A 25,991-nucleotide genomic window follows, 5' to 3' on the forward strand; every position below is an offset into this window, starting at 1 on the left:
GACTACTGGCTGGGTTCGGGCAGCTGGCAGTCGTCGACCTTGGGGTTGACCCCCATGTAGTTCAACGGACCGGCGATCATCGTCACCGCGATGGTGCCCAGCGACGCGCAGTTCTGCTCACGATCGGTGAGATAGCCGCGCTGACCTGCGGCGATAACGCCGATCACCAGCCACACCAGCACCAGAATCGGAACGATGCGGGACAGATACATGATGTCTCCTCCGAGGATGGCAGGCCGGGGATCAGTACCAGTGGCGCCGGCCGCCGATCGGACGGCCCATGCCGCCGACCAGGGCGAGGACGACACCGATCACCAGCAGGATCACGCCGATGGTGGTCAGCAGCGAGATGCCGAGGACGAGTCCGAGGATGAGGAGAATTGCGCCGAGAATGATCATTGAGCTCACCTGTTCGGTATGGGATCTACGTCGGGATGTGCCGGGATAGGCCGCCACATCGGGCGTATGCCCCGTTATGCCGATCGGAAACAGGTATCGCTTGCGCGGGAACGGATCTGCCGAAGTCGCCCTGGTGCGGTCAGCGAGTCGTGGCGCCACGCCGGGACGCCGCCTCGTTGTCGGCCGTCATCCGGTAGACCGTGCGTTCCATGGTCGCCAGGATCCCGGTGATCGGCAGGGTGCCCGCGGCGAAACGGCCGATCAGGGCCAGTGCCATATTGCCCAGGATCAGGCCGAGATCGTCGAGGTAGCCGGGGTCGAGGTCACGCAGGGCGACCTCGGCGACGGGCAGCACCGCGATCAGGCCCTGGCTGTCGAGGCGTTCGCCGCCGGGGCCGGTGCGGGCGTGGTGGTAGGCCTCGAGCATCTTGGGATTGCGCTCCCACGGCTCGAAAACGGTGCGCAGCAGCCGAGTCAGGCTGTCGCGGACGGATTCGCCGGGTTCGGGTGGGGTCACGTCCGCGTAGGCGTTGGCGTCCATCCACTGCTGCAGCGCGGCGATAATCAGCTCGTCCCTGGTATGGAAGAGCCGGTAGATCTTGGCCAGCGAGACATGGGCCTGCGCGGCGACGGTACGCAGCTGGACGGCGTCGTAACCCTCGGTGGTCAGCAGGTCCAGCACCACCGCGATGATCTTCGCGGATGCATCCAATTCCGGTCCACTGCTCACCGTTGAATGGTAGCGTCGCGCAGCGGTAACACAGTTACCGCTGGATGAGGTCGGTGCACGCCTTGTCTGAACGAATCGACACCCGACCACTGGCGAGGTCTTCCGGCGCTGCCGCGCGGCGGCGGAACAACTCGCAGGCGAAAGAAAGGCGGCCCCGTTTCGGGGCCGGCGACAATTCCATGACTCGTCTGTTCACTCCAACGGCCCGCCGCTACGGCCTCGCCGCGGTGGCGGTGCTGCTGATGCCACTCGGCATCGCCGCCGTGCCACCAGCGGCCGGTGCACCCGCCGCGCACACCGCCGACTGCCTTCCCGGCTCCCTGCCCGAAACCGGCCTGCAGGGCGACGTCCCCGCCGCCGACCGCGACAGCGGGCGCTCCCGCGACGGATTCCGTTGCAATATGCGGATGCTCGGCAGTTCCGCGGGCCGCGGCGGCGGCATCACCTCGGTCACCTTCGACCACTGCGCCTATATCGGTACCTTCTTCCCCGGCAACCTGCTCGGTCCCGACGAGGGGGTCAGGGTCCTCGACGTCGCCGATCCGTCCGCGCCGGTGCACACCACCACCCTCACCGAGCCCGCGATGCTGGCGGGGACCTGGGAGAGCCTGAAGGTCAATGCCGCGCGGAAACTGCTTGTCGGCGCGGGTGTTCCGGCGCTGACCGGCGCCGGCCTGCTCTCGGTCTACGACATCTCCGACTGCGCACATCCCCGGCTGCTCAATCCGGGCACCGGCACCGATCTCGCGCTGCCGGTGCCGATCACCGCGCACGAGGGCGGTTTCTCCCCGGACGGCCGCACCTACTGGGCCTCGGGCACGGCGCCTGGCCTGCTCAGCGCGGTCGATCTCACCGATCCCGCCAACCCCAGGGTGATCTGGCAGGGCCTGCCGGGTCTGTCCATGCACGGTTTCGGGTTCTCGCCTGACGGCAATCGGATGTATCTGGCCAACAATATGGGCGGGCTGAAGATCCTCGACGTCGCCGCGGTGCAGCGCCGCGATCCCGAACCGCGCGTCCCGGAACTCGCCGACATGCCGTGGACCGACGGCTGGGCCACCCAGCATGCCGTCCCGGTGACCTATCGCGGGACGCCCTATGTGTTCGCCGTCGACGAGGCCGGTTCGGGCGGGGTGAAGCTCATCGACGTCTCCGACGAACGTCGCCCCCGGCTCGCGCAGTCGATCAAGCTCGCGATCAACCTGCCCGAAAACCAGGACAGCATGGTCGCCTCGGCGTCGGGCGGTTCGCTGTTCGCCTACGACGCGCACTACTGCGCGGCCGACCGTCCGGTTGATCCGACCGCGCTGGCCTGTAGCTGGACCTCCTCGGGCATCCGGGTCTTCGATGTCCGCGACCCCGGCGCCATCCGCGAGATCGGCTACTTCAACCCACCCGCTCGCACCGGCGAGAACGCCGGGCTGTGGAACTCGCCGCACGCGCTCGCCTCGATCATCGGCCCGCCGCTGCTGGCGGCGCCGACGCTGGTCCAGTCGATGCTGCGGGGCGCCTTCGATCCCGCGCAGGCGCTCAGCTCACGCACCGGCACACTGGCTTTCGGTGATCTGTCGACCGACTGGTGCTTCTCGCCGCCGGAATGGCGTGGCAATCAGCTGTGGACCACCTGTGCGGACAACGGCTTCCTCGCGCTGGAACTGGCGCCCGAGGTGTACACCCCGCCCGCCGATCAGTCATCGACCACCGGATCATGAACAGGTACAGCGGATTCCGCGCGGCCGCCGTGGCCGGACTGATAGCGCTGCTGCTGGCCATGGGCGCCGCGCTGCGCCCATGGCTGCCCGTGGGCACGGTCGCCGCGGCGCCGGTACTGACCGCCACCGAGATCGGCTTCGTCCAGGACATGGTGGCGCACCACAGCCAGGCCATCGTGCTGGTCCAGCGTCTCGATCGGGGCGCCGACCCGTCGGTCGTCGCGCTGGCCGGGCAGATCGCCGACACCCAGCGCACCGAGCTGGGCATGCTGCTCGGCTGGTTGCGCTTGGCAGGCGCGCCCGTCACCGTCACCGAGACGATGGCGTGGATGCGGCCCCGTGGGGCCCATCGGCACGCCGGAGTCGATCTCGCCCACCATCATTCGACGATGCCGGGGATGGCGACGACCGCCGAACTCGACGAACTCGCCACCGCGCGTGGCGGCCGGGCCGAAGTCCTGTTCCTGCGGCTCATGCAGCGACACCACTACGGCGGCATCGAGATGGCCGCGGCGGCCGACGCGCTGCTCGACGGGGGAGAAGTCGAGCGAGCGGCCCGCGACATGATCACCGGCCAAGGCCGTGAAGCCGGTCTGCTCGGCCTGCTGCTCGACAGCCGCGCCTGAGCGTTCGGCTCGAAATACCGATTCCCCACCCCCGATGAAGGTTTCCCGAATGTCGAAGTTCACCCGCCGTACCCTGCTGACCGGTGCCGCCGCCGCAGGACTCACCCTCGCCACGGCAGGCACCGCCGCGGCGCGGCCCGGTATCGCCCTCCGCACCGGCGGCATCCCGCTCACCCACGAGGACCGCAGGGTCGTCGTGATCGGCTCCGGCTTCGGCGGCGGGGTGACCGCGCTGCGCCTGGCCGAGGCGGGCGTTCCGGTCCTGCTGCTGGAGCGGGGCAGGCGCTGGGCGACCGGCCCGAACGCCCAGACCTTCCCGCTGGCCACCCGCCCCGACAAGCGCCTGCTCTGGTACCGCTCCGATCCGGTGGTGTTCGGGCAGCCGCTGCTGTTCGAGCGGTACGCCGGTCTGGTGGAGGCGGTGCCGGGCGCCGGGATGACCGCGCTGTGCGCGGCGGGCCTCGGCGGCGGCTCGCTGATCTACCAGGGCATGTCGCTGCAACCGGAACGCGAGGTGTTCGAGACCCACTTCCCGGCCGGGATGGACTGGGACCGGATGGACCGGGTGCACTACCCGAAGGTGGCCAGGATGCTCGGGCTCGCCACCGCGCCCGACGAACTGATCGCCCACCGGAACTACACCGCGGCACGGGTTTTCGCCGACCGGGTCCGTGGCGCGGGAATGCCGCTGTCGAAGATCCCGATGCCGATCGACTGGAACTACGCCCTGGCCGAACTGCGCGGGGAGATGACGCCGTCCTACACCAACGGCGACGGCGCGATGGGGGTGAACAACGGCGGCAAGCATTCCGTCGACGTCACCTATGTCGCGGCGGCCGAGGCGACCGGTCTGCTCGACGTGCAGACCCTGCACGAGGTCACCGAGATCGAGCGCGCCGCCGACGGCCGCTGGGTGGTGCGCGTCGACCGGGTCGACCTCGCCGGCACGGTGCTGGAGAACAAGGTCATCACCACCGGCGCGCTGGTGCTCTCGGCGGGCAGCCTCAATACCACCCGGATGCTCGTGCGCGCGGCGGCATTGGGGCACATTCCCGATCTGCCCGACGAGCTCGGTCGTGGCTGGGGCACCAATGCCGACCGGATCTATGTGTGGCGCAACGCGTCCGCCGGATTCGGTGCGGCGCAGGGCGGTCCGGTCGTGTACGGCAGCAAGAACTGGGACGACCCGAAGTCCGCGTTCACCGTCATCCAGGCGTCGATCCCGTCGCTGCCGGTCGACCCGGGCGCCACCATGCTCGTCGGCTACGGCGTCAGCACCGGTCGTGGCGAATTCGTCTACGAATCAGGCGCCGACACAGCGACCCTGCGCTGGCCCGGCGACGGTGACCGGGCGATCCAGGAGGGACACATCGGCCCCGCGGTACAGCGCATCGCGGGCCCCGACAGCGCGCTCATCGACACGAACGCGCTGTTCCCGTCCACCTGGCATCCGCTCGGCGGCGCCAATATGGGCTCGGTCTGCGACCTCGACGGCCGGGTGCTCGGCCAGCGCGGCCTCTACGTCATCGACGGTGCGCTGATGCCGGGCAACACCGCGGCCTGCAATCCGTCGATGACCATCGCCGCGGTCGCCGAACGCGCGCTGGAGAATCTGGTCCGCACCGACGTGGGAACACTCATCTGAGCGGGGTTCGGCGCGCCGCCGGAATGGGGCGCGCCGAACGCGAATCAGCCTGCGGAGCCGGGGATTCCGGGCAGGACGGCCGAGCCGGTCGACGGCGGGCGCGGGCCGCTGGAGCCGAGGTCGGCATCGAAGGAGCCGGTGCCGCTGCCGAAGTCGGCGTCGACCGAGCCAAGCGAGCTGCCGGTGGGCGGGCCGATCTCGACCGAACCGGAGGGGAGCAGGTCCCAATCGATGCCGCCGACGGCGTTGGCGGTGCCGCCGGTGCCGAGCACGGCTCCCGCGGCGAGCACGGCCAGCAGGCCTGCCCGGGTGGTGGACTTACGGATGGACATGGGGTGATACCTCCGAGCACTTCGCTGTGATAGCGCTCATACAGTATCTGAAATAACGCAGTTTCATACCTGCGATGGCCGGCCGACTTCCATCTGCACGCGATAGCGGTCGGCGCGGTACCAGCTCTGGGTGTGCTCGATCGGCACCTCGGCACTGAACGACACCCGGTCGAAATGCAGGACGGGAGCGCCCTTCTTGACCCCGAGCAGCATCGCGACACCGGACTCCACGGCCTGGGCGTCGACGGTCTGCACGGCCCGCTCGATGGGGCGGCCGTAGCGGTCGGCGGTGGTCCGGTAGATCGAGCCGGTGAGATCGTGCGAGATCAGGCCGGGCAGCAGTTCGGGATTGAACCAGGCGTCGTCGACGCTGACCGGCTCCTCGTCGGCCAGCCGCAGCCTGCGCACGTGATAGGCGCGCGCGACCTGGGGCAGCCGCAGTGCGCGGGCGGTGGCCTCCGGCGGCACCGCTTCCTCGGCGACCAGTACCAGGGTGGTCGGCTGATGCCCGAGCGCGCGCATCTCCTCGGTGAACGAGGCGAGGTGCAATCGCGACTGCACCGGCCGGTGCGCGACGAAGGTGCCCTTGCCGCGCACCCGCACCAGGTAGCCCTCGTTGACCAGCTGGCCGATCGCCTCGCGTACGGTGATCCGGCTGACGCCGTAATCCTGCATGAGATTGCGTTCGCTGGTCATCAGGTCGCCCGGCTGCAGCTCGCGCGTGCATTTCTGCAACAGGATCGCGCGCAGCTGTTCGTGTTTGGGCACTGCGCTGTCGCGCAGCGGTGCGGGCATGAGGGCGGCTCCTTCTCGCGAGCGGTGCACCGGTCCCTACTGGTCCTGTCCGGTGGTTCGAGAATACGCGACCGCGACCCATCGGCCCAGTGTCAATTCCCGCCGGAAGCGACGAAAGCCTCGCGCGCCGGGGGACGGCGCACAAGGCTTTCGGTGGAACCCGGTTCAGGAAAGCGCTCTGGCCTTCAGCCGTTCGAATTCGGCCTGGGTGATCGAGCCTTCGTCGAGCAGCTTCTTGGCGTCGGCGATCTGCGCCGCGGGACTGGTACCCGCGGTCTCCCTGATGTAGGAGTCCTGGGCCTGCTTGATCTGCGCGGCCTCCTTGCTCGAGCGCTCGGCCATGCCCTGGCCACGGACGATCAGGTACGCCAGCGCGGTCAGGAACGGGAGGAAGACTAAGCAGATGATCCAGATCGCCTTCATCCAGCCCGATGTGTTGTGATCCCGGAACAGGTCCCCGATGATCATGAACAACATCAGCAGGTAGGCGACAAAGGCGAAGCTCACAACGATGAGCCAGATAACTTCCCAGAATGACATGGCACACCTCGGGTAGAAGAGGGATCGATCGTCGGTTGCGGGCGATCGATTGAAGCACGCTTTTTGCTGGAAGATTGCCGGTCGTGGAGCATTGTACTGACCCTGTGCAGAGTTGGTCCCCGTCAGCGTACGCGCGCGCGGTGCCTCGTCGCAGGTGGTCGGCGATCACCACCTGCGCGGCGAGGTCAGCGGATTCCGGGCGTGGCGGGGTTGCTGCCGACGCAGCCGAGCACGACGCAGCCGGGCGGCCAGTCGGAGAACGGCGGCTTCGGCGTCTCGCCGAGGCAGTCGACGAAACTGCAGCCCGGGTAGGCGTACGGGCCGATGCCGAGGGTGCCGAAGAACGCGTCGGGGCGGGCGATCATCGGATCGGTGACGCTCACGTCAGGGCGCTCCTGGTACGGGCCCGGATCAGGCAGCTGCTTGTCGACGAAGGCCGAGACCAGCGTGCGCATCACATTGTGGGTGTAGGTCGAGGAGGCGCCCGGCGTCGCGACACCGGTCCAGTTGAGCATCAAACCCAGGCTCGGGACGATGTAGCTGTCGTTGCGCAGCATGCCCGACATCTTCACCGCGTCGTAGGGCAGGCCGGGGAACTCGAGGCGGCACGGTGCGCCGTTGATCACGAACAGGAAGCCGTAGCAGGGCATGCTCGCCGAGGGGGACAGCGCGGCGCGCATGTAGTCGTCGGAGATCACCTGCAGATCGTTCCAGCGTCCCCGATTGCCCACCAGCAGACCGAGTTTCGCGAAGTCGTCCGGCGGCAGGATGAGATGCGCGTGGCCGTAGGTGTTTCCGGCGCGGTCGCGGGCCCAGAAGTAGTCGCCGCGCGCGATGCCCAACGGGTCGAACAGCTTTCGCTGCGCGAAGGTCTGGAAGTCCTCGCCGACGGCCTGCTGGATGACATAGACGAGCAGGTCGACCGCGCGCTGGCTGTAGCGGAACATGGTGCCCTGCGGGCGCTCGATCGGCATCGCCAGCGCCTGGGCGACGACATTCGGGTCGAGCGCGGCCAGCCCCGTCGCGCCCTCGGCGGCGACGGCGACCTCCATCCCGGAGGACTCGGTGAGCAGGTTGCGCACGGTGATCGCCCGGTGCGCCTCGTCGCCGAGACCCGCGGGCAGATAGCGGTCGATCGGCTCGTCGATGAGCAGGCGACCCTCATCCACCGCCAGGCCAGCGACCAGCGCGACGACGCTCTTGGTTCCGCTCCACAGATTCCAGGGCACCCCACCGGATTCGGCATTGCGCGGGCCACCGGCCACCAGGCAGTTGTTGCGGTAGAGCTGGATGTTGAATCGGGTGGTGTCGATCGCCAGGTTCATGGCGGCGGCGACGCGCTCCGGATCGAGGGCTGCCTCGGCGGGCGTCGCGGTCTGCGGTGTGCGGCCTGAGCTGACCTCGCACTGCTTGGCGGTGACCGCGTCGGCCTGCGCGGTGGCGGGCAGCAGCGCTCCCGAGGTGAGCGCCAGCGCGGTGACCGCCGCTGCCACAACATATTTCAGATAGCCGTGCACTCAACCCTCCAGAAAAGAGATACCGGGAGGGAATCGTGAACGATCACGTTCTCGTTACGTCGGCTCAGCTTCCGTAGGGCTTGCAGACCTCGATCGCGGTGTCCTTCGCCGCGTTGAACGTGTCGATCACACCGTTGAGTTCGTCGGTGGGCGCGCGGCGTTCGAGGGTGTCGGCGAGGGTATTGGTGTTGTCGCGGTAGGAGCGCAGCGGTTCGGCCAGCGTCGGGATCACATCGTTGGTGATCTTGCGGCCGAGGTCCTTGGCGTTGTTGCGCAGGGTGGCGACCGCGTCGTTGGCCTTGGTGTCGGTGTCGGGCGCCCTGGTGTTGCTGGCGTCGATGTAGGCGTTGAACGCGGTCACCGAGCTCTTGTTGGCCGCGCGCAGTCCGTCGCAAGCCGTGTCGTTGGCCTTTTTCACCCGTGCCACGGAGGAGGCGGCCACCTCGGAGGTGTAGGAGGCGAGGTCGGTCTGGTTGGCCTGGGCGTCGCCCGGCACCTGCTTGGTGCAGGCCACCAGGACCATTCCGGTCGTGACGGCCACGAGTGCCGTTGTGACCCCCAGTCGTTCCCGTTGTCTCATGTCTCCCTCTCCTCCCTCGGGACCGCCGGCCCCGGATCGCGCCGGAGCCGAACATATCGACCGTACTGGCTGTGAGCGGGTGACGTCAGCTCGCGGTGGGGATTTCGATGACCAACCGAGACGTCGGGCCGGTCGCGGTGCCGGGACCGCAGGCCCCGGCACCGCCCCTGATCAGCCCTGGCCGAGCATGCCGCGCATCGTGGTGATCTCAGTCTCCTGAGTGGCCACGATGGCCGTCGCGAGCTGCCTGGATTCCGGGTTGACGCCGCCGGCGAGCTCGGTACGCGCCATGTCGACCGCGCCCTCGTGGTGGTCGATCATCATCTCCAGCCACTGCTTGTCGAACTCGGCGCCCGCGGCGGACTGCAATGCGGTCATCTGGGCGTCGGTCATCATGCCGGGCATGGCGTGACCGCCGTGGCCCGCACTCGCACTCGGTGCGGGCTTACCGAAGGACGCCAGCAGATCGGTGATCTGCTGCATCTCCGGCGCCTGCGCCTTCTCGACCTCCGCCGCCAGCGCGATCAGCTGCTGGTTCTGGGTGTGGCTCGGCACCATCTTCGCCATCTCGACGGCCTGCGCGTGGTGCGGGTACATCATCTGCAGGAAGGTGACGTCGGCGTCGTTGAAGTCGGTGCGGGCCGCGGCCGTCGCGCTGGTCGCGCTGGTCGAGCTGGTCGACGAGTGGGTGTCGTGCGTCGCGGACTCGGTGTCGTCGCCGCAGGCGGCGAGCAGCAGAACGCTCGCGGCGGAGACGGCGAGGACGGTGGCGCGGGTACGGGTGATGAACATGGGTGATCCTCCTGGGGATTCTGGTGACGGTGAGAGGGGTTGGACCGCCGCCGGGCACACCGGTGGCGGTTGACCTGTCAGATCCGCAGAATCGCCAGTTGGGAGAGGGAGAGAACGGTCCATAGCGGTGGGCGTTCGCGCCTGCCACGCCACGGCCGGGTGGCGGCGTGGCCGGTCGCCGCGGTGTCGCCGGCGAGCCGGTAGAGCAGCACGAGTGTCAGGGCGACGGCGAGTGCGGCGAGCACGAAGACGCAGGAGTGGACGGCGGCGTGTTCGCCGCAGCCGGCGGCCCCGCAGCCGGAGCCGGTCGGGTGCCCGTCGTCGGCGGGGGCCGTGCCCTGTGCGATGTCGGCGGCCGCGTGGGTGCGCTCGATCGGCTGGAAATCGCCGACTCCCAGGAGCATCGAGCTCGCTGGCGTCGCCTCGGTGGTGCCGGTGCGCGAAATTTCCGCGGTGCCGGTGTGCGTCGCCTCGGCGGTCCCGTCGTGCGCGGACCGGGAGGTGCTTGCTGGTGTCGCCTCGACGGGCCCGGCGTGGACGGGCCAGGCGCTGCGGGTCTGTTGTCCCGCTGCGGTCCCTGCGTGCGATGCCGGTGTGGCGTCCGTATGTGACGGCTCGGCGGTGGTGGCGTGCGCGGTGCCGAAGACCGCGGAGTGCATGGCGACGATCCCGGCCAGCAGCATCAGCATGGCGAGCACCCTGGCGATGCCGGGTGCGCGCTGGAGCCGATGCTGCTCGATCACGGAACCTAGTCTAACCAGCGCGATCGGGACGTCGGAAATACCCCGACATGGTAGGGGTAATTACTGGGTGGCGATGTCGACGACCAGCCGCGGCGGGTTCGTCAGCGCGGTGACGGCGAACGGCGGTCGATCCGCGTCGACGCCGACGAAGGACTGGGTTACGCCTTCGTAGACCAGGGTCTTGTAGACGCCGGTGATCCCGGGGACGCCGGGATCGGTCACCGGGTCGGGCCCCGAATACGCCGGGACGGTCGAGTCGAACGGGTAGACGGATCCGAGGATGCGTACCTCCAGGATCGAACTGCCCGCCACGTCGACGGTCTTGCCGCTGCCGTCCTGCACCGCGCGGTCGGTGTACGCGACCCGCCAGCCCGGTGTGCCGGTGCCACCGAGGGCGAAGACCACCCGGTCGAAGCCCTCCTGGCGGCCGACCCGGATATCGGTGACGGTCAGCGCGGCGCCGGTGGAGGCCTCGCCGGATTTGGGTTCGTTGTCGGTCGGCACCTCGCCGGTGGCGTCGGTGAAGGTGCTGGTGGTGCTCGTCGGCGCGGAGGTGGCGACCGGCGCGGTGTCGGTGCCGCAGCCGGACACCGTCAGCGCCGCGATGGCGACCATGCCGAACACGAGAGCGATACGCATGAGGCCGATGGTACTCAGCGCAGGTGGGGCGGTGGGCGAAGAAACGCGGGGTGTGTTCGGGCTACGGCAAGTTTGCTGGGGAACGGGAGAGCGGACCGATCGGCCCGGTTTACGCGAGGGCTGCCGGTGATCGGCGGCGGCGGCGAGCTCGACGCGGAGCGCAAGGCGTTCGACGCGGATCAGACGCGGTCGGTCTGGTCCACAAGCAGCGGCCGAAACAGTGGGGAACAACGGGATTCGTGAGATCACCCAGCTCGAGCCGATCTGCAAGGGTGTCGCAAATCGATGGAAGCTGTTCGTGCCCACCGGAGTACGTGCCACGACACCGCACTGTGAGCAAGACCACCGGCGGATATCAGGGCCGGATGTGACGGTGGGGCAACGATCTAGCACACTTGTCGCGTGGACAGAGTCGAGGACGTATTCACCCGGCTGCGCCGGTATCCGGATGTGGAGGCGCCGAACCTCTATGCCGTCGACGCCGCCGACCGGTTACTCCTCGACACCGCCGCGGACGCCCTGGCGGCGGCGGGTAGCGGCGAGGTTGCGGTGATCGGCGACACCTACGGCGCGCTCACCGTCGGCGCGGCGACCCGGCACGATCTGACCGGCCTGCGCGTGCATCAGGACCTGCTCACCGGGGAACTCGCGCTGGCTGCCAATGCCAAGAATCTCGGGCTGACCGACCGCTACACCGCGCACGGCCTCGACGCCGGGTTGCTGACCGGCGCGCGGGTCGTCCTGATGCGCCTGCCGCGGATGCTGTCCGGCCTGGCCGAGATCGCCGAAGTCATCGCCCGCTACGCCACGGAGGATGTCGTCGTCTACGCGGGCGGCCGCGACAAGTACCTGACCCCGGCCATGAACGAGGTGCTCGCCGAATCGTTCGGGCAGGTGCGCGCGGGCCGGGGCAGGCAGAAGTCACGGGTGCTGGTCGTGAGCGAGCCGCTGCCGGTCGGTGCGTCCCGGTTCCCGGTGGCCGAGCACATCGCCGAGATCGACGGCGCCGTCCTCGCCTACGGCGCCGCGTTCTCCGGGCCGCGCCTCGACATCGGCACCCGCTTCCTGCTCGAGCACCTGGACCGGATGAAGCCCGACGCCCGCGAGGCCATCGACCTCGGCTGCGGCACCGGCATCCTCGCGGTGGCGCTGGCCAAGTCGCGTCCGCACATCCGGGTCGTCGGGACCGACCAGTCCGCCGCCGCGGTCGCCTCGGCGAGAGCCACCGCGGCCGCCAACGGCGTGGCCGACCGGGTGACGGTGGTGCGTGACGACGCCATGTCCTCGGCCGCCGACAACAGCGCCGACCTGGTGCTGTGCAATCCGCCGTTCCACGTCGGCGCGGCTGTGCACACCGGCTCGGCGATCAAGATGTTCGCCGAGACCGGCCGGGTGCTGCGGCCGGGCGGCGAGCTGTGGACGGTCTACAACTCGCACTTGAACTATCGGGGAGTGGTCGAACGGATGGTCGGGCGCACCGATGTGATCGGGCGGAACCAGAAGTTCACGGTGACGCGGTCTGTTCGTGGCCTGCGCGACGTACAACGATAGAGCCGGTCGGACGCGGTAGAGTCCGATTTGTCCGAACGGACGGGGGTGCGGTCGACGGTCGCGCCGCCGGGAACTTTGTCCGATCGTGGCGCGTTGAACAGGGCAGTTGGAGCTGTACAGCGACTAATCACTCCAAGAAAGGCGCACGGTGCGTACCTCATCGAATCCGGTGTTCAAGAACTTACCTCGCCAGGAGGGTGTCGGCGGTTACGCGAACTTCGGTTCGGGCGTCGCCGGCGCGGGCCAGCTGGGCAACCAGCCGTACGGACAGCAGCAGTACGGCGAGTACGGGCAGCAGTACGGCCAGCAGTTCCAGCAGGCCCCCGCCACCCGCGCGATGACCATCGACGACGTGGTCACCAAGACCGGCATCACCCTCGCGGTGCTGACCGTCACGGCGATCATCTCCTTCGCGCTGTCCTCGGCGAACCCCTCGCTGGCTCCGCTGCTCGTCGGCGGCGGCGCCGTGATCGGCCTGGTGCTGGTCCTGGTGGCGAGCTTCGGCAACAAGATGGACAACCCGGCCATCGTGCTGTCCTACGCGGCGTTCGAGGGTCTGTTCCTCGGCGCGCTGTCGCTGATGTTCACCGACGTCACCTTCGGCGGTGTCGGCGGTAGCGCCCTGATCGGCCAGGCGGTGCTCGGCACGTTCGGCGTGTTCTTCGGCATGCTCGTCGTCTACAAGACGGGCGCGATCCGGGTCACCCCGCGTTTCACCCGCATGCTGCTCGGCGCCATGGTCGGTGTGCTGGTCCTGATGGTCGGCAACCTGATCGCGAGCTTCTTCACCGACGGCGGCTTCGGCCTGCGTGACGGTGGCGCGCTGGCGATCGTGTTCAGCCTGGTCTGCATCGCCATCGCCGCGTTCAGCTTCCTGCTGGACTTCGACGCCGCCGATCAGCTGATCCGCGCCCAGGCCCCCGCGAAGGCCGCCTGGGGTGTCGCCCTCGGCCTGACCGTCACCCTGGTCTGGCTCTACGTCGAGATCCTGCGCCTGCTGAGCTACTTCCAGCGCGACTGATCACAAGACATAAAAGAGCGGCCCACCGAATTCGGTGGGCCGCTCTTTTCGTTCTATCTCAGCTCAGGCGCTCGATGACCAGAGCCATGCCCTGGCCGCCGCCGACGCACATGGTCTCGACGCCGAACTGCTTGTCGTAGGTCTGCAGGTTGTTCAGCAGGGTGGTGGTGATGCGGGCACCGGTCATGCCGAACGGGTGGCCGAGCGCGATCGCGCCACCGGAGACATTGAGCTTGTCCTCGTCGATCTTCAGCTCACGGGCCGAGCCGAGCACCTGCACGGCGAAGGCCTCGTTGATCTCGAACAGGTCGATGTCGGAGACCGACTTGCCCGCCAGCGCCAGCGCCCGCTTGACCGCCTCGACCGGGCCGAGGCCCATGATCTCGGGGGACAGGCCGGAGACGCCGGTGGAGACGATGCGAGCCAGCGGGGTCAGGCCAAGCTCCTTGGCCTTGGTGTCGCTCATGATGACCAGCGCGGCGGCGCCGTCGTTGAGCGCGCAGCAGTTACCGGCGGTGACGGTGCCGTCGGGACGGAAGACCGGCTTGAGCCCGCTGACCGCCTCGTAGGTGACGCCGGCGCGCGGGCCGTCGTCCTTGCTGATCACGGTGCCGTCGGGCAGGGTCACCGGGGTGATCTCCCGCTCGAAGAAGCCGGCCTTGATGGCCTCTTCGGCGCGGTTCTGCGAGCGCACGCCCCAGCGGTCCTGGTCCTCGCGGGTGATGCCGGTCAGCGAGGCCACGTTCTCGGCGGTCTGGCCCATCGCGATGTAGGCGTCGGGGAGCAGGCCGTCCTGGCGCGGGTCGTGCCACGCGCCTGCGCCACCCTCGGCGGTCTTGGCGGTGCGCGCCTCGGCCTCGGCGAACTCGGGGTTCTTGGTGTCGGGCGAGCTGTCGGCCGAGCCGCGGGCGTAGCGCGAGACGGTCTCCACACCGGCGGAGATGAACACGTCACCCTCGCCCGCCTTGATCGCGTGGAAGGCCATCCGGGTGGTCTGCAGCGAGGACGCACAGTAGCGCTGCACGGTGGTGCCGGGGACGACATCGAGGCCGAGCTTGATGGCGACGATGCGGCCCATACCGAAGCCACCCTCACCGGCGGGGGAGCCGGTGCCCAGGATGATGTCGTCGATCTGCGTCGGGTCGAGCGAGGGCACCTTGGCCAGCGCGGCCTGGACCATCTGCGCGGTCAGGTCGTCCGGACGCATACCCGCCAGGGACCCCTTGACGGCACGGCCGATGGGGGAGCGGGCGGTGGAGACGATAACGGCCTCGGGCATGAGGACTCCTTTTCGGATGCTGGCGTGAACGGCTGTTTACCTTGCCGGTCTTTCGTGAATCTAACTCTCGCCGTGCGCGACGGGAAGAGCAGGGCGCGCGCGCACCGCCTCGATCAGGACGGGAAGCAGCTGAGCTGCGGCCAATTCGTACCCCGCCGCGGAGGGGTGAAATCCGTCGGTGGCGAACAGGATTTCCGGGGCGGCGCGGAACTCGGAGGCGACCAGCGGTGAACCCATCGCCACCGGCGTTCCACCTGCCACCGTGGTCGCCACCGTCTGCGCCTTGGCCAGGCGCACGCTCCAGTTGGCCACCACTGTGCGCAGCGGCTGCTGGATCGCGGTGACGGTGCCCAGGTTCGGACAGGTGCCGACGACGACCAGCGCGTCGGCCTCGCGCAGCCGTGACACCGCGGCGGCCAGCCTGCGCGCCGAGGCCCGGATGGAGTGCTTCTTGGTGATGTCGTTGGCGCCGACCAGGATGACCGCGGCGTCCGGCGGCGGCCCGGCCACGAACATCGCGTCCACCTGTCCGGCCAGACCCTTGGAGGTGGCGCCGGAGATCGCCTTGGTGCTCAGCCTGATCCGCAGCCCGGTGGCCTCGGCCAGCCCGCGCGCCAGCCGCACCCCCGGTACGTCGGCGGCGCCGAGGCAGCCGAGCCCGGCGGCGGTGGAGTCACCGAAGACCATCAGATGCAGGTCGCTCGGCACGCCCTTGCGCCACGGTTCGGGCAGTTGCGCACCCGGCGCGTAGACCCCGTCGGCCTCCGGCGGCTTGGAGGTGTCGCGCCCGATGACCGCGCGCGCCGCCCCGGCCTGCGTCATCAGCAACCGATAGGTAGCCCAGGAGACGGTGCCTGCGCCCGACCCGGCGAGCACGGTGGTCGCCCCCGTGACGACAGCGGTACGCCAGCTGATTCGAGGTGCGCTCACATCCGAAAATTCTACGACGCGAATCGGCGCGGGTGCAGCTGCCGAACCGGCGTCGGCGCGGCCGCGCCGGTGGTGCCGCTGCTCACAGGATCCGACCAGGTCGCGACGCCGAGCTACGGTTCTGCAACGATGGAGGCATGCGTATTGCGGATCATGTCGTCGACCTCATCGGCAACACCCCCCTGGTTCGGCTGAACTCGGTGGTCGGCCCGAACGCGGGCCTGGTCGCCGCCAAGATCGAATACCTCAACCCGGGCGGCAGCTCCAAGGACCGGATCGCGGTCAAGATGATCGATGCCGCCGAGGAGGACGGGCTGCTGAAGCCGGGCGGCACCATCGTCGAGCCCACCTCGGGTAACACCGGTGTCGGTCTCGCGCTGGTCGCCCAGCAGCGCGGCTACAAGTGCGTGTTCGTCTGCCCGGACAAGGTCAGCGAGGACAAGCGCAACGTGCTGCGTGCCTACGGCGCCGAGGTCGTGGTCTGCCCGACCGCCGTGCCGCCGGAGCACCCGGACAGCTACTACAACGTCTCCGATCGCCTGGTCCGCGAGATCGAGGGCGCCTGGAAGCCCAACCAGTACGCCAACCCGGGCGGCCCGGACAGCCACTACGAGACCACCGGTCCCGAGATCTGGGCCGACACCGAAGGCAAGATCACCCACTTCGTCGCGGGCGTCGGCACCGGCGGCACCATCACCGGCACCGGCCGCTACCTCAAGGAGGTCTCGGGCGGGAAGGTGAAGATCATCGGCGCCGATCCGGAGGGTTCGGTGTACTCCGGCGGCACCGGCCGCCCGTACCTGGTCGAGGGTGTCGGCGAGGACTTCTGGCCCTCGGCCTACGACCCGAGCGTCCCCGACGAGATCATCGCCGTCTCCGACGCCGACTCCTTCGAGATGACCCGTCGCCTGGCCCGCGAGGAGGGCCTGCTGGTCGGTGGCTCCTGCGGCATGGCCGTGGTCGCCGCGATCGAGGTGGCCCGGCGCGATCCCGACGCCGTCGTCGTGGTGCTGCTGCCCGACGGTGGTCGCGGCTACCTGTCGAAGATCTTCAACGACAAGTGGATGAGCTCCTACGGCTTCCTCGCCACCCCGCTGGAGGCCGGTCCCGAACCGCTCGTCGGTGACGTGCTGCGCGGCAAGTCCGGCGAGCTGCCCGACCTGGTGCACACCCACCCGTCGGAGACCCTGCGCGATGCCATCGAGATCCTGCGCGAGTACGGCGTCTCGCAGATGCCGGTCGTCGGCGCCGAGCCGCCGGTGATGGCGGGCGAGGTCGCGGGCAGCGTCACCGAGCGCGACCTGCTCTCGGCCGTCTTCGAGGGCCGCGCCCAGCTCACCGATTCGGTGGCCCAGCACATGAGCCCGTCGTTCCCGCTGATCGGTTCCGGCGAGCCGCTCTCGACCGCCACCAAGGCGCTGTCGGACACCGACGCCCTGATGGTCGTCGAAGACGGCAAGCCGGTCGGTGTCATCACCCGCCACGACCTGCTCGGCTTCCTCAGCACCGGCACCAAGAGCAACTGAGCCCGATGCCGCCCCGTGCTGTCGGGGCGGCATCGAATCCGGCTATAGGGTGAGTGCCGAATGCAGCGCCACCCACTGCTCCGGGTGGACGTAGGCGACCACGGTGTCGCGGGCGATGCCCGCTTCGGCCATGGCCGCGTCCACTCCCTGGTAGCGGGTGTGCAGCGACGCGCGCACCGTGCCGCCGATCCCCGAGAATCCGGCGCGCACCAGTTCGGTGTAGGAATCCCGGTGTGTGACAAGCGGTTCCGGACGCCGGTCGATCCGCAGGATCGCGGAGTCGACGGCGGGGACCGGCCGGAAGCTGGTCCGGTGCACCTGTCCGCGCAGGCTCCAGCCGAACCACGGCCAGCTCGTCGCGGTCAGCAGACTCCACCGGCCGTAGTCGCCGGTGCGTTTGCGGGCGTATTCCCGCTGCGTGAGCAGGGTCGCCGAGGTGAGTGCCGGTGCGGCCAGGCACCAATCGACGATCTCGGCGGTGACGGAGAACGGAATGTTGCCGACCACGGCGAACGGGGTGCGCGGCGCCTTGGCCTTGGTGAAATCGCCACGCACCACGCGGATTCCGCGCTGGGCGCGGGTCTGCGCCGAGAGCTTGGCCGCCAGTAGCGGATCGATCTCGTAGGCGGTGACCTGCGCGCCATGCCCGGCCAGCGCCTGCGTCAGCACGCCCTCGCCCGCGCCCGGCTCGAGCACGGAACCCGCCGGATCGGCGACCGTCATCATCAGGTCGACGGCAGACCGGTCCACCAGGAAGTTCTGTGAGAGTGTCCTTCTCGCCAGGTCACGCGTTGTCCGGCCGCCGCTGCGACCGGTGACCTTGCGCTGAGTGTGTGAGTAGTTTCGGTGTGCAAAATCCTGCGCCACGGCAGTTGCCCCTTCGGGTCATCGAGTCGTCTGAATCTCGATGGGCCCTGGGCGCGCCGGTGGACGCCGATGCAGTATCCGCGTCCGCTAGCGGGCCAGAGCCCGGGCGTGGCGGATGCGAATGAACATGTGGCACGACATGCGGTTCACCTTAGGAATCGGGAGATCGGCGGCGCAACCGAATTTCGGCGCCTGCGCGGCTCGGCGGCTGTCGACGCACGGGCCGATCCGATCGGCGCCGCGCGGAATCGGCGTCGATCGGATCGGGCGGGGGTCGTTCAGGCGGGTTCGATGCTCGGCCGGACGCCGGACCCCCTTCGTGCCACGGCGACCGCCGACGCGGCGGCGGTGAGGGCGCTGTTGATGGAGATCTCGCCGCGCATCCCCGGCGCCGCGACCATGTCCCCGGCCAGATACACCCCGTTCCCGCGATCGATGGCGTGCCGGTCCCGCCAGGTGGTGCCCGGCAGGTCCAGCGCGCCGGTGCGGCCCTTCGCGGTCGAGGTCCGGTGGAAGGTGGTGCGGGAGCGCCGGTCCGGGACGGTGGCATCGGCGAAACGCTCGAGGCGCCGGTGGGCTTCGTCGCGGGATTCGTTGTCGCGCACCGGCATCTGGAGCTGGTACAGGGATTCACCCTTCGGTGCGATCGTGTCGTCCTGCGCCGAGTAGCACTCGTGGAAGCCGCCCTCGTCCAGATCGAAGCAGACGAATCGGTCGCGGCGGTCCTTCGTCACGCCGAGGTCGAGCAGCGCGGTGAAACCGCCGGTGCCGTGCAGTGTTTCGTCGCCGAGGAGGCGGCGCGCGGAGTCGAGTTCGGTGGCGACGATGACCGGCCCGTCGGTCGGTAGCGCGTCCACCCGCGATCCGGTCTCGACGACGACCCCGAGTTCTGTTGCCCGCGTGATCATCCGGTCGATCACCTGTTGCCAGCCGCCACGTATCCACCGGACGCCGGGGATATTCGCGCCGAGCGCGCGCTGGAAGAGGTCCCAGACGAAGGCGGCCGAGAGCCTGCCGGTGTTGGCGTCGTAGGTGACCACGCTGATCGCGTTGGCGACCTGGGTGGCGGTGCGCTCGTCCCAGCGGTCCGTCGCCCAGCTGTGGAAGTCGACGTCGACCGGTGCCTGCAACCACTTGCGGGACTGGGCGCGCAGCATCCCGAGCGGCGGCACGTGCCGGATCCGGTCGTCGGCGCGGAAGCCGACCTTCATCGCGTCGGTGATGCCCGGCCAGCCGAGCCCCGCCACGAAGCCACGCTTCTTCAGCCAGGTGTAATGCGGGCCGTCGGCGTAGAAGACGTGCGCGCCCTCGTGGGCGACGTGCGGTGGCGGGGTCGCCCGCCCGCGCCCGCCCAGCGTCTGGTGCGCCTCGTGCAGCCGCACCGGCACGCCGGTTTCCGCAACGGCGATCGCGGCAGTGAGGCCTGCCAGTCCGCCCCCGACCACGGTGATGGGTGTGTTCATCCTCGGTCCTCTCCCTCGGTACCCGCCCAGTCGAGCCGGGCGGCGATCATTTCTGCGGTGGCTCGCAGGTAGCGGTCTTCGCCGATGTTCGCCGGATGACCGCCGTCGAAAATGTCGCCCATCATCCAGAAGTGGGCGAGCGCGCCGACGAGTACGGCGGCGGTGGCGTCCCAGTCCTGATCGCGCACCCGGTCACCGGCGAGTTCCCTCAGTCCGCGGGTGACCGCCGCCATCACCACCGCGTACTCCCGCTGCCGGAACACTTCGAGCAGTTCGGCGGGGATCGAATTGTCCCGCAACAGAATCCGGGTCACGTCCCGATCGTGGTCCAGGCGCGCGAGGCCGATCCGGCACAGCGCGACGATCATGTCGACGGTGGATCCCCCGCCGGTGACCGAGTCCAGCGCGGCAGTGAGGGCGAACTCCGGCGACAGGAACTGGTCCCACTCGGCTCGGTCATCGAGCCTGCTCGCCACGGCCCGCACCAGCAGTTCGTCCTTGGACTTGAAGTGCCGATACAGTGCCCCCGACCCGCCCGACAGCCCGGCCGCCTGCTCGATCTGGGCGACCGAGGTCTTGGCGAAGCCCTGTTCCCCGAACAGGCGCAGGGCCTCGGTCATGATCCGGTCGCGCGATGTGGACGCCACGTCACCTCCATGAAAGTAACCACTTACTTACACGATGACCGAGGCCGCCGCGATGCGCAAGACCCTGGTCCGGCGGACTGTCCTACGGTCCCATCGCCACCCGCGTATTCCGCTCGAATTGTGTTGAGCGCAACCATGGTCGAGTGGCCCATCGCACTGCTGGACTGGCGAGCATGGGCACCGAACGCCGCAAGTTGAAGACCGTCACGGGCGTGAGCGGGTCGCGCGATGTGTACGCCGCCGCACTCGATCCGGCCCGCTCGACCCTGGACGAGGCGGTGCGCATCGCCAGGATCGCCGAGGACAACAAGATCGGCGCGCTGTTCGCCGCCGACCTGCTCGCCTTCGGCGCCCAGGGTGCGATCGGCGCGCAGGAACCCCTCATCCAGCTGGCCGCGCTGAGTGCGGTGACCACCCATGTCGGGCTCATCGCCACTGTCACCACCACGTTCCACCACCCGTACAACCTGGCCCGGCTGTTCGGCACCCTCGACCACGTCAGCAACGGCCGCGCGGCCTGGAACGCGGTGACCTCCTCGCTCGGCGAGGAGAATTACGGCGACCGGGAGCTGCCGAGTCCGGAGCAGCGGTACGACCGCGCCACCGAGGCGCTCACCGTGGTCAACGCGCTGTTCGACAGCTGGCGGCCGGGTGCGCTGCGGTCCGGCGGCAACGGTGACGTGGCGCTCGACGAAACGCTCGTACAGCCGATCGACCATGCGGGACGGCACTTCTCGGTGCGCGGTCCGCTGAACATCCCGCCCCTGCCGCAGGGCAGGCCGGTGCAGTTCCAGGCCGGTCAGTCGGCGGGCGGCATCGAACTCGGCGCGCGCTTTGCCGAGGTGGTGTTCACCTCGCTGCCCACGCCCGAAGCCGCCGTCTCCTACACGAAGAAGATCCGGAGCAGCGCCGCGGAGTGGGGCAGGGCCGACGGGCTGCCGCTGATCTTCAGCTCCTTCCACGCGACCTACGGCGCGACCGAAGCCGAGGCCCGCAGGCTGGTCCGCGAGGCGGCCGAGTCCACCGACTTCGACGCGGGCCGCCGCCAGCTGGCCGACATGCTCGGCGGCGGAATCGACCTGTCCGAGTTGCCGCTGGACAAGCCGATTCCGGAAACGCTGCTCCCACAGCTGGATTCGGTACACCGCAGGCGCGGCCGGGTCGAGATCTTCCGCAAGCTGGCCGCCTCGGGCGCCACCCTGCGCGAGCTCGTCGTCGCCGCCAAGGACACCGGCCACTGGGCCGCCGCCGGCACGCCGGAACAACTCGCCGACGCCATCGAGGAGCGCTACCGGGCGAACGTGCTCGACGTGATCTCGCTCGGTGGCCTGGCCGACGAACGCACCGCCGATTTCGTCGTCAACGGACTGCTGCCCGAGCTGCGCGGGCGCGGGCTGGTCGACACCGACTACCTGGGCGGTACCTACCGGGAGAATCTGGAACTGCCGCCGCTCGGGTGAATTCCGGTCAGAACGGCACTTCGGTGCTGAGCAATCCGGTACCGCCCGCCCGGCTGGACAGGATGCGGCAGAACTCGATCGCGTCGAGCTCGATCGCGGGCGCGTCCGCGTCACCGCTGGTCCACGTGCCGCCCGCGGGACCGTGCAGCGTCAGCCGGTACGGCTTGCCGTGGCGCTGTGCCCATTCGCGGACCACATCGTCGACGATGCGCCCGTCGTGGTCGGCGGTGAGTTCCAGTGGCCGCCCGGTCGCCTGGCTCAGGTCGATCCGGTGCATCCACGGGTCGCGGGTGAGGATCACTTCGGTCAGGAGCACCGTGCGCTGACCCTGGCAATCGCCCTCGCCTGCGGCCTGATTCGGCCCGCACCCGTCGCCGACGCCAGGGCGGGTGTGCCGGTCGGCGGCTGAACCGACCGGCGCGCCTCGAACTACCGGAACGCGTTGGCGTCGGTGAGCGCCTTGCCGAGCACCAGCTGATGCACCTCGGCGGTGCCCTCGTAGGTGAGCACCGACTCCAGGTTGTTCGCGTGCCGCAACACCGGGTAGTCGAGGGTGATTCCGTTGGCGCCGAGGATGGTTCGGCACTCGCGGGCGATGGCGATGGCCTCGCGGGTGCTGTTCAGCTTGCCCGCGCTGATCTGCTCGCCGGTGATCTCGTGCCGGTCCTTCAGCCGGCCCAGGTGCAGCGCCAGCAACTGACCCTTGCCCAGTTCCAGCGCCATATCGGCGAGCTTGGCCTGGGTGAGCTGGTAGGCGGCCAGCGGCTTGTCGAACACCTCGCGGGTGCGGGCGTAGTCGATCGCGGCGGCCAGGCAGTCACGGGCCGCGCCGAGCGCGCCGAAGACGATGCCGAAGCGGGCCTCGCTGAGGCAGGCCAGCGGTGAGCTCAGGCCGCCCGACTCGGGCAGCACGGCGTCGGCGGGCAGCCGCACGTCGTCGAAATCCAATGCGGCGGTGAGGGATGCGCGAAGCGAGAGCTTGCGGTGGATCTCCCTGGTGGTGAAGCCCGGGGTGCCGGCGGGCACCAGGAAGCCGCGCACCCGCGGCTTGTCCTGGCCGGGTTCCTCGGCAAAGGCCCAGACGACGGCGATATCGGCGACCGAGCCGTTGGTGATCCACATCTTGGACCCGTTGAGCACCCAGTCGTCGCCGTCGCGCTTGGCCCTGGTGCGCATCCCGCCGGGGTTGGAGCCGAAATCGGGTTCGGTGAGACCGAAGCAGCCGATCACCTCACCGGCCGCCATCGCGGGCAGGTACTGCTGCTTCTGTTCTTCGGAGCCGAAGAAATGGATCGCCGACATCGCCAGCGAGCCCTGCACCGACACCATGCTGCGCACGCCGGAGTCGACGGCCTCGAGTTCCTGGCACGCCAGCCCGTAGGCGGTGGCCGACGACCCGGCGCAGCCGTAGCCCTCCAGGTGCATGCCGAGCAGGCCGAGCTTGCCGAGTTCGGGGGCGATCTCCCTGGCAGGGAAGGTGCCGTCCTCGAACCAGTCCGCGATATGCGGGCGCAGCCTGCGCTCGCCGAATCGGGCCACGGTGTCGCGGATTTCGCGCTCCTCCTGCGACAGCAACGGGTCGATCGCGAACAACTCTTCCACAGTCACCATGGCTTCAGCCTAACCGTGCGGTCCACGGCGAATCCGGCACTTCGTGCACGGCCAATACCCCAGCGCTTCGACCCGAATCCGGTCTACTAGCCTGGGCTCATGAGTGAGCTGGGATTCTCGACCAGGGCCATCCACGCCGGATATGAACCCGATCCTCAGACCGGTGCGGTCAATGTGCCCATCTACGCGAGCTCGACCTTCGCCCAGGACGGCGTCGGCGGCATGCGTGGCGGCTACGAATACGCGCGTACCGGCAACCCGACCCGCACGGCACTGGAAGCCAACCTCGCCGCCCTCGAATCGGGCAGCTTCGCGCGGGCCTTCGCCTCCGGCATGGCGGCCACCGACTGCGCGCTGCGCGCCACCCTGCGCCCCGGCGACCACATCGTCATTCCCGACGACGCCTACGGCGGCACCTTCCGGCTCATCGACAAGGTCTTCAGCCAGTGGGGGATCGAGCACTCGCCCGCCCACATCGCGAACCTCGACGAGGTGCGCGCGGCCATCCGCCCCAACACCAAGCTGGTGTGGGTCGAGACCCCGACCAACCCGCTGCTGAGCATCGGTGACATCCCCGGGCTGGCCGACATCGCGCACGCGGCCGACGCCAAGCTGGTCGTCGACAACACCTTCGCCACCCCGTACCTGCAGCAGCCGCTGCTGCTCGGCGCCGACATCGTCGTGCACTCGACCACCAAGTACCTGGGCGGTCACTCCGACGTCGTCGGTGGCGCGCTGATCACCAACAGCAAGGAACTCGACACCGCGTTCGCGTTCCTGCAGAACGGCGCAGGCGCTGTGCCCGGCCCGTTCGACGCCTTCCTCACCCTGCGCGGCATCAAGACGCTGGCCGTGCGGATGGAGAAGCACTGCGACAACGCCGAGGTGATCGCAGAGTTCCTCACCAACCACCCGGCCATCTCGCAGGTCATCTACCCGGGCCTGCCCACTCATCCCGGGTACGAGATCGCGCAGAAGCAGATGCGGCGCAGCGGCGGCATGATCTCGGTGCGCCTTGCCGGCGGCCGGGAGGCGGCGCTGAAGTTCTGCTCGCGCACCCGGATCTTCACCCTGGCCGAGTCGCTGGGCGGGATCGAGTCGCTGATCGAGCACCCGGGCGCGATGACCCACGCCAGCACCGAGGGTTCGGCGCTGGAGGTGCCCGCCGACCTGGTCCGGCTGTCGGTCGGCATCGAAGACATCAGCGATCTCCTCGCCGATGTCGAGCAGGCGCTGAGCTGACAGGGACCCCATAGATGACGAAGCGGCCGCATCCGATGTTCGGGTGCGGCCGCTTGCGTTCGGGTTCAGGCTATCTGGGCTCGGCGGGGCCGCGCTCAGCCGTGGTACGGCTCCGCGCTGACCAGGGTCACCTTCATGGTGTTGCCGTTGGGCAGCGTGTACTCGCGGGTCTCGCCCACCTTGGCGTCGATCAGCGCGCCGCCGAGCGGGGAGTTCGGCGAGTAGGTCTCGAGGTTGGTCGCGCCGAGGCCCTCTTCGCGGGTCGCGATGAGGAAGGTCTCGGTGTCGTCGGAGTCGCCGTCGTAGTAGACGGTGACGACCGAGCCCGGGAGCGCCACACCGGACTTGGTGGGGGCGACGCCGACCTTCGCGTTGTTGAGCAGCTCCTGCAGCTGGCGGATGCGCGCCTCCTGCTGGCCCTGCTCCTCGCGCGCGGCGTGGTAGCCGCCGTTCTCCTTGAGATCGCCCTCTTCGCGGCGCTCGTTGATCTCGGCGGCAATGACCGGACGGTTGGCAATGAGCGAGTCCAACTCGCCCTTGAGCCTGTCGTGCGACTCCTGGGTAAGCCAGGTCACATTCTCGGTCATCTCGATCACTCCCTAGTAGTTGTTCCCGGCGCACCGGGATTCCCTGAAACCAGCACGGTGCCCTCCCGCAGGAGGGCATGCACCAGCCCGACGGCTGGAGCGATCCTGGGGGGTGAACCCATAACCCGCTAACAGCACCGCTGGCCGCCAATGCAGCAAACACGGCTCCGAGCCCCGGAACCGTGTATCAGGCCATTTTAGCATGTCTCATAAATATGCAGGTCAGGCTAGGCGGAGGGCGTTATTCCACGCGCAGATAGCCCGGCACTTCCTCGGTGCACCCGTAGATATCGCCCGCCGACGCGCGCGCCGAGGACTTGACTGTGGTGGTCACCTGGACGCTGGTGGAGTCCGATCCGGGGACCAGGACCTCGCGCCTGCCGACCTCGGCGCCGTCGCGGTCCATCGCCCGGACGAAGCAGACGACGGCCTGCTCGGGTGAGTCTCTGGTCACTTTCATCCGCACCGTGAGCGTCGAGTCGTCGTCGACCACGTAGCCCAGCTGCTCGGTCTCGATCGCCTTAGGGCCGTACTTCTGGAACCCGAGATAGGCGACGCCGAGGCCCGCGACCAGCACACCAACGCCGAGTACCACCAGCAGCCACGCTCGACGCGCCGGGGGTTTTCTGCCGTATCTATCGGCGTGTCGCGCTGCTGCGGCGGCCGAGGTCGCCGCGGAGTCCGGTGCGGGCTCGGTCATCGGTTTCTCGCTCCCGGGGGTGGTCGGAACAAACGGGGGGTCGGATGGAACTATAGG

General features: G+C 69.1%; 28 protein-coding genes. 8 read left to right on the top strand and 20 right to left on the bottom strand.

Going from position 1 to position 25,991, the window contains the following annotated elements; genetic code table 11:
* Positions 1 to 2: 2 nt before the first annotated feature.
* The 3 genes from ACFWF2_RS05480 to ACFWF2_RS05490 all read right to left on the bottom strand — a co-directional run bounded on the left by ACFWF2_RS05480 (position 3) and on the right by ACFWF2_RS05490 (position 1,129).
* Entirely contained in the window at positions 3 to 212 is a 210-nt protein-coding gene (locus tag ACFWF2_RS05480) for a hypothetical protein (protein ID WP_379304880.1), read from the bottom strand.
* A 31-nt stretch (positions 213 to 243) separates the two neighbouring features.
* Positions 244 to 399, bottom strand: a complete 156-nt coding sequence (locus ACFWF2_RS05485) for a DUF6131 family protein (RefSeq protein WP_378851436.1) — start codon at positions 397 to 399, stop codon at positions 244 to 246.
* A 139-nt stretch (positions 400 to 538) separates the two neighbouring features.
* Positions 539 to 1,129, bottom strand: coding sequence for a TetR family transcriptional regulator (locus ACFWF2_RS05490; protein ID WP_379304882.1), 591 nt, complete (start codon positions 1,127 to 1,129; stop codon positions 539 to 541).
* 179 nt (positions 1,130 to 1,308) lie between these two features.
* Between ACFWF2_RS05490 and ACFWF2_RS05495 the strand changes: the two genes are divergently transcribed.
* From ACFWF2_RS05495 to ACFWF2_RS05505, 3 genes are read left to right on the top strand one after another with little or no spacing between them, the layout of a single operon-like run.
* Positions 1,309 to 2,841, top strand: a complete 1,533-nt coding sequence (locus ACFWF2_RS05495) for an LVIVD repeat-containing protein (protein ID WP_379304884.1) — start codon at positions 1,309 to 1,311, stop codon at positions 2,839 to 2,841.
* Positions 2,838 to 3,467 carry a DUF305 domain-containing protein gene (locus ACFWF2_RS05500; RefSeq protein ID WP_379304886.1) on the top strand — a complete coding sequence of 210 codons (630 nt, stop codon included), beginning with the start codon at positions 2,838 to 2,840 and terminating at the stop codon, positions 3,465 to 3,467. Before ACFWF2_RS05495 ends, ACFWF2_RS05500 begins: the two co-directional genes overlap by 4 nt.
* A gap of 49 nt (positions 3,468 to 3,516) precedes the next feature.
* Positions 3,517 to 5,112: a GMC oxidoreductase gene (locus ACFWF2_RS05505; RefSeq protein ID WP_379304888.1), complete on the top strand. Its 1,596-nt coding sequence runs from the start codon at positions 3,517 to 3,519 to the stop codon at positions 5,110 to 5,112.
* Positions 5,113 to 5,156: 44 nt separating this feature from the next.
* Here the strand turns inward: ACFWF2_RS05505 and ACFWF2_RS05510 are convergent, their stop codons facing one another.
* The 8 genes from ACFWF2_RS05510 to ACFWF2_RS05545 form a co-directional block, all read right to left on the bottom strand.
* Positions 5,157 to 5,444 carry a hypothetical protein gene (locus ACFWF2_RS05510; RefSeq protein WP_379304890.1) on the bottom strand — a complete coding sequence of 96 codons (288 nt, stop codon included), beginning with the start codon at positions 5,442 to 5,444 and terminating at the stop codon, positions 5,157 to 5,159.
* A 63-nt stretch (positions 5,445 to 5,507) separates the two neighbouring features.
* Entirely contained in the window at positions 5,508 to 6,239 is a 732-nt protein-coding gene (locus ACFWF2_RS05515; RefSeq protein WP_379304892.1) for a GntR family transcriptional regulator, read from the bottom strand.
* Positions 6,240 to 6,404: 165 nt separating this feature from the next.
* Positions 6,405 to 6,779: an SHOCT domain-containing protein gene (locus tag ACFWF2_RS05520; protein WP_379304894.1), complete on the bottom strand. Its 375-nt coding sequence runs from the start codon at positions 6,777 to 6,779 to the stop codon at positions 6,405 to 6,407.
* Between the two features lie 185 nt (positions 6,780 to 6,964).
* Positions 6,965 to 8,296: a serine hydrolase domain-containing protein gene (locus ACFWF2_RS05525; protein ID WP_379304896.1), complete on the bottom strand. Its 1,332-nt coding sequence runs from the start codon at positions 8,294 to 8,296 to the stop codon at positions 6,965 to 6,967.
* A gap of 64 nt (positions 8,297 to 8,360) precedes the next feature.
* Entirely contained in the window at positions 8,361 to 8,876 is a 516-nt protein-coding gene (locus tag ACFWF2_RS05530; protein ID WP_379304898.1) for a hypothetical protein, read from the bottom strand.
* A gap of 171 nt (positions 8,877 to 9,047) precedes the next feature.
* Complete coding sequence (locus ACFWF2_RS05535) at positions 9,048 to 9,668, bottom strand: DUF305 domain-containing protein (RefSeq protein WP_379304900.1); 621 nt, start codon at positions 9,666 to 9,668, stop codon at positions 9,048 to 9,050.
* Positions 9,669 to 9,745: 77 nt separating this feature from the next.
* Positions 9,746 to 10,411, bottom strand: a complete 666-nt coding sequence (locus ACFWF2_RS05540) for a hypothetical protein (protein WP_379304902.1) — start codon at positions 10,409 to 10,411, stop codon at positions 9,746 to 9,748.
* A gap of 60 nt (positions 10,412 to 10,471) precedes the next feature.
* The gene (locus ACFWF2_RS05545) at positions 10,472 to 11,050 is read right to left on the bottom strand and encodes a hypothetical protein (RefSeq protein ID WP_379304904.1); all 579 of its coding nucleotides are present in this window, start codon (positions 11,048 to 11,050) and stop codon (positions 10,472 to 10,474) included.
* A gap of 402 nt (positions 11,051 to 11,452) precedes the next feature.
* On the opposite strand from ACFWF2_RS05545, the gene ACFWF2_RS05550 reads away from it, so the two are divergent.
* Positions 11,453 to 12,601 (top strand): class I SAM-dependent methyltransferase, encoded by a 1,149-nt coding sequence (locus ACFWF2_RS05550; RefSeq protein WP_379304906.1) that lies wholly within the window; start codon positions 11,453 to 11,455, stop codon positions 12,599 to 12,601.
* A 148-nt stretch (positions 12,602 to 12,749) separates the two neighbouring features.
* Entirely contained in the window at positions 12,750 to 13,622 is an 873-nt protein-coding gene (locus ACFWF2_RS05555; protein ID WP_379304908.1) for a Bax inhibitor-1/YccA family protein, read from the top strand.
* Positions 13,623 to 13,680: 58 nt separating this feature from the next.
* Here the strand turns inward: ACFWF2_RS05555 and ACFWF2_RS05560 are convergent, their stop codons facing one another.
* Positions 13,681 to 14,901 (bottom strand): acetyl-CoA C-acetyltransferase, encoded by a 1,221-nt coding sequence (locus ACFWF2_RS05560; protein ID WP_379028333.1) that lies wholly within the window; start codon positions 14,899 to 14,901, stop codon positions 13,681 to 13,683.
* A 60-nt stretch (positions 14,902 to 14,961) separates the two neighbouring features.
* On the bottom strand, positions 14,962 to 15,831 hold the full coding sequence (locus tag ACFWF2_RS05565) for an SGNH/GDSL hydrolase family protein (protein WP_379304910.1): 870 nt from the start codon (positions 15,829 to 15,831) through the stop codon (positions 14,962 to 14,964).
* Positions 15,832 to 15,968: 137 nt separating this feature from the next.
* Here ACFWF2_RS05565 and ACFWF2_RS05570 point away from each other — a divergent pair, with 137 nt between their 5' ends.
* Complete coding sequence (locus ACFWF2_RS05570) at positions 15,969 to 17,357, top strand: cystathionine beta-synthase (RefSeq protein ID WP_379304912.1); 1,389 nt, start codon at positions 15,969 to 15,971, stop codon at positions 17,355 to 17,357.
* Positions 17,358 to 17,399: 42 nt separating this feature from the next.
* On the opposite strand, the gene erm is transcribed toward ACFWF2_RS05570, so the two are convergent.
* From erm to ACFWF2_RS05585, 3 genes are all read right to left on the bottom strand, one after another.
* Complete coding sequence (gene erm, locus ACFWF2_RS05575; protein ID WP_379304970.1) at positions 17,400 to 18,140, bottom strand: 23S ribosomal RNA methyltransferase Erm; 741 nt, start codon at positions 18,138 to 18,140, stop codon at positions 17,400 to 17,402.
* A gap of 362 nt (positions 18,141 to 18,502) precedes the next feature.
* Positions 18,503 to 19,687: an NAD(P)-binding protein gene (locus ACFWF2_RS05580; protein ID WP_379304914.1), complete on the bottom strand. Its 1,185-nt coding sequence runs from the start codon at positions 19,685 to 19,687 to the stop codon at positions 18,503 to 18,505.
* Positions 19,684 to 20,334 carry a TetR/AcrR family transcriptional regulator gene (locus ACFWF2_RS05585; RefSeq protein ID WP_379304916.1) on the bottom strand — a complete coding sequence of 217 codons (651 nt, stop codon included), beginning with the start codon at positions 20,332 to 20,334 and terminating at the stop codon, positions 19,684 to 19,686. Before ACFWF2_RS05585 ends, ACFWF2_RS05580 begins: the two co-directional genes overlap by 4 nt.
* A gap of 173 nt (positions 20,335 to 20,507) precedes the next feature.
* On the opposite strand from ACFWF2_RS05585, the gene ACFWF2_RS05590 reads away from it, so the two are divergent.
* Positions 20,508 to 21,794, top strand: a complete 1,287-nt coding sequence (locus ACFWF2_RS05590; RefSeq protein WP_379304972.1) for an NtaA/DmoA family FMN-dependent monooxygenase — start codon at positions 20,508 to 20,510, stop codon at positions 21,792 to 21,794.
* Positions 21,795 to 21,801: 7 nt separating this feature from the next.
* Here ACFWF2_RS05590 and ACFWF2_RS05595 read toward each other — a convergent pair whose 3' ends face one another.
* Both ACFWF2_RS05595 and ACFWF2_RS05600 read right to left on the bottom strand, forming a co-directional pair.
* Positions 21,802 to 22,110 (bottom strand): hypothetical protein, encoded by a 309-nt coding sequence (locus tag ACFWF2_RS05595; protein WP_379304918.1) that lies wholly within the window; start codon positions 22,108 to 22,110, stop codon positions 21,802 to 21,804.
* A 113-nt stretch (positions 22,111 to 22,223) separates the two neighbouring features.
* A complete protein-coding gene (locus ACFWF2_RS05600; RefSeq protein WP_379304920.1) occupies positions 22,224 to 23,405 on the bottom strand; it encodes an acyl-CoA dehydrogenase family protein in 1,182 nt (393 codons plus the stop codon).
* Between the two features lie 99 nt (positions 23,406 to 23,504).
* Here ACFWF2_RS05600 and ACFWF2_RS05605 point away from each other — a divergent pair, with 99 nt between their 5' ends.
* On the top strand, positions 23,505 to 24,647 hold the full coding sequence (locus tag ACFWF2_RS05605; protein WP_378856506.1) for a cystathionine gamma-synthase: 1,143 nt from the start codon (positions 23,505 to 23,507) through the stop codon (positions 24,645 to 24,647).
* 95 nt (positions 24,648 to 24,742) lie between these two features.
* Here ACFWF2_RS05605 and greA read toward each other — a convergent pair whose 3' ends face one another.
* Both greA and ACFWF2_RS05615 read right to left on the bottom strand, forming a co-directional pair.
* Entirely contained in the window at positions 24,743 to 25,234 is a 492-nt protein-coding gene (gene greA, locus ACFWF2_RS05610; protein ID WP_110036717.1) for a transcription elongation factor GreA, read from the bottom strand.
* 241 nt (positions 25,235 to 25,475) lie between these two features.
* Entirely contained in the window at positions 25,476 to 25,934 is a 459-nt protein-coding gene (locus ACFWF2_RS05615) for a DUF4307 domain-containing protein (protein ID WP_379304922.1), read from the bottom strand.
* Positions 25,935 to 25,991 lie beyond the last annotated feature (57 nt).

It is taken from the genome of Nocardia sp. NPDC060259 (genome assembly GCF_042728775.1).
Taxonomy (GTDB): Bacteria; Actinomycetota; Actinomycetes; order Mycobacteriales; family Mycobacteriaceae; genus Nocardia.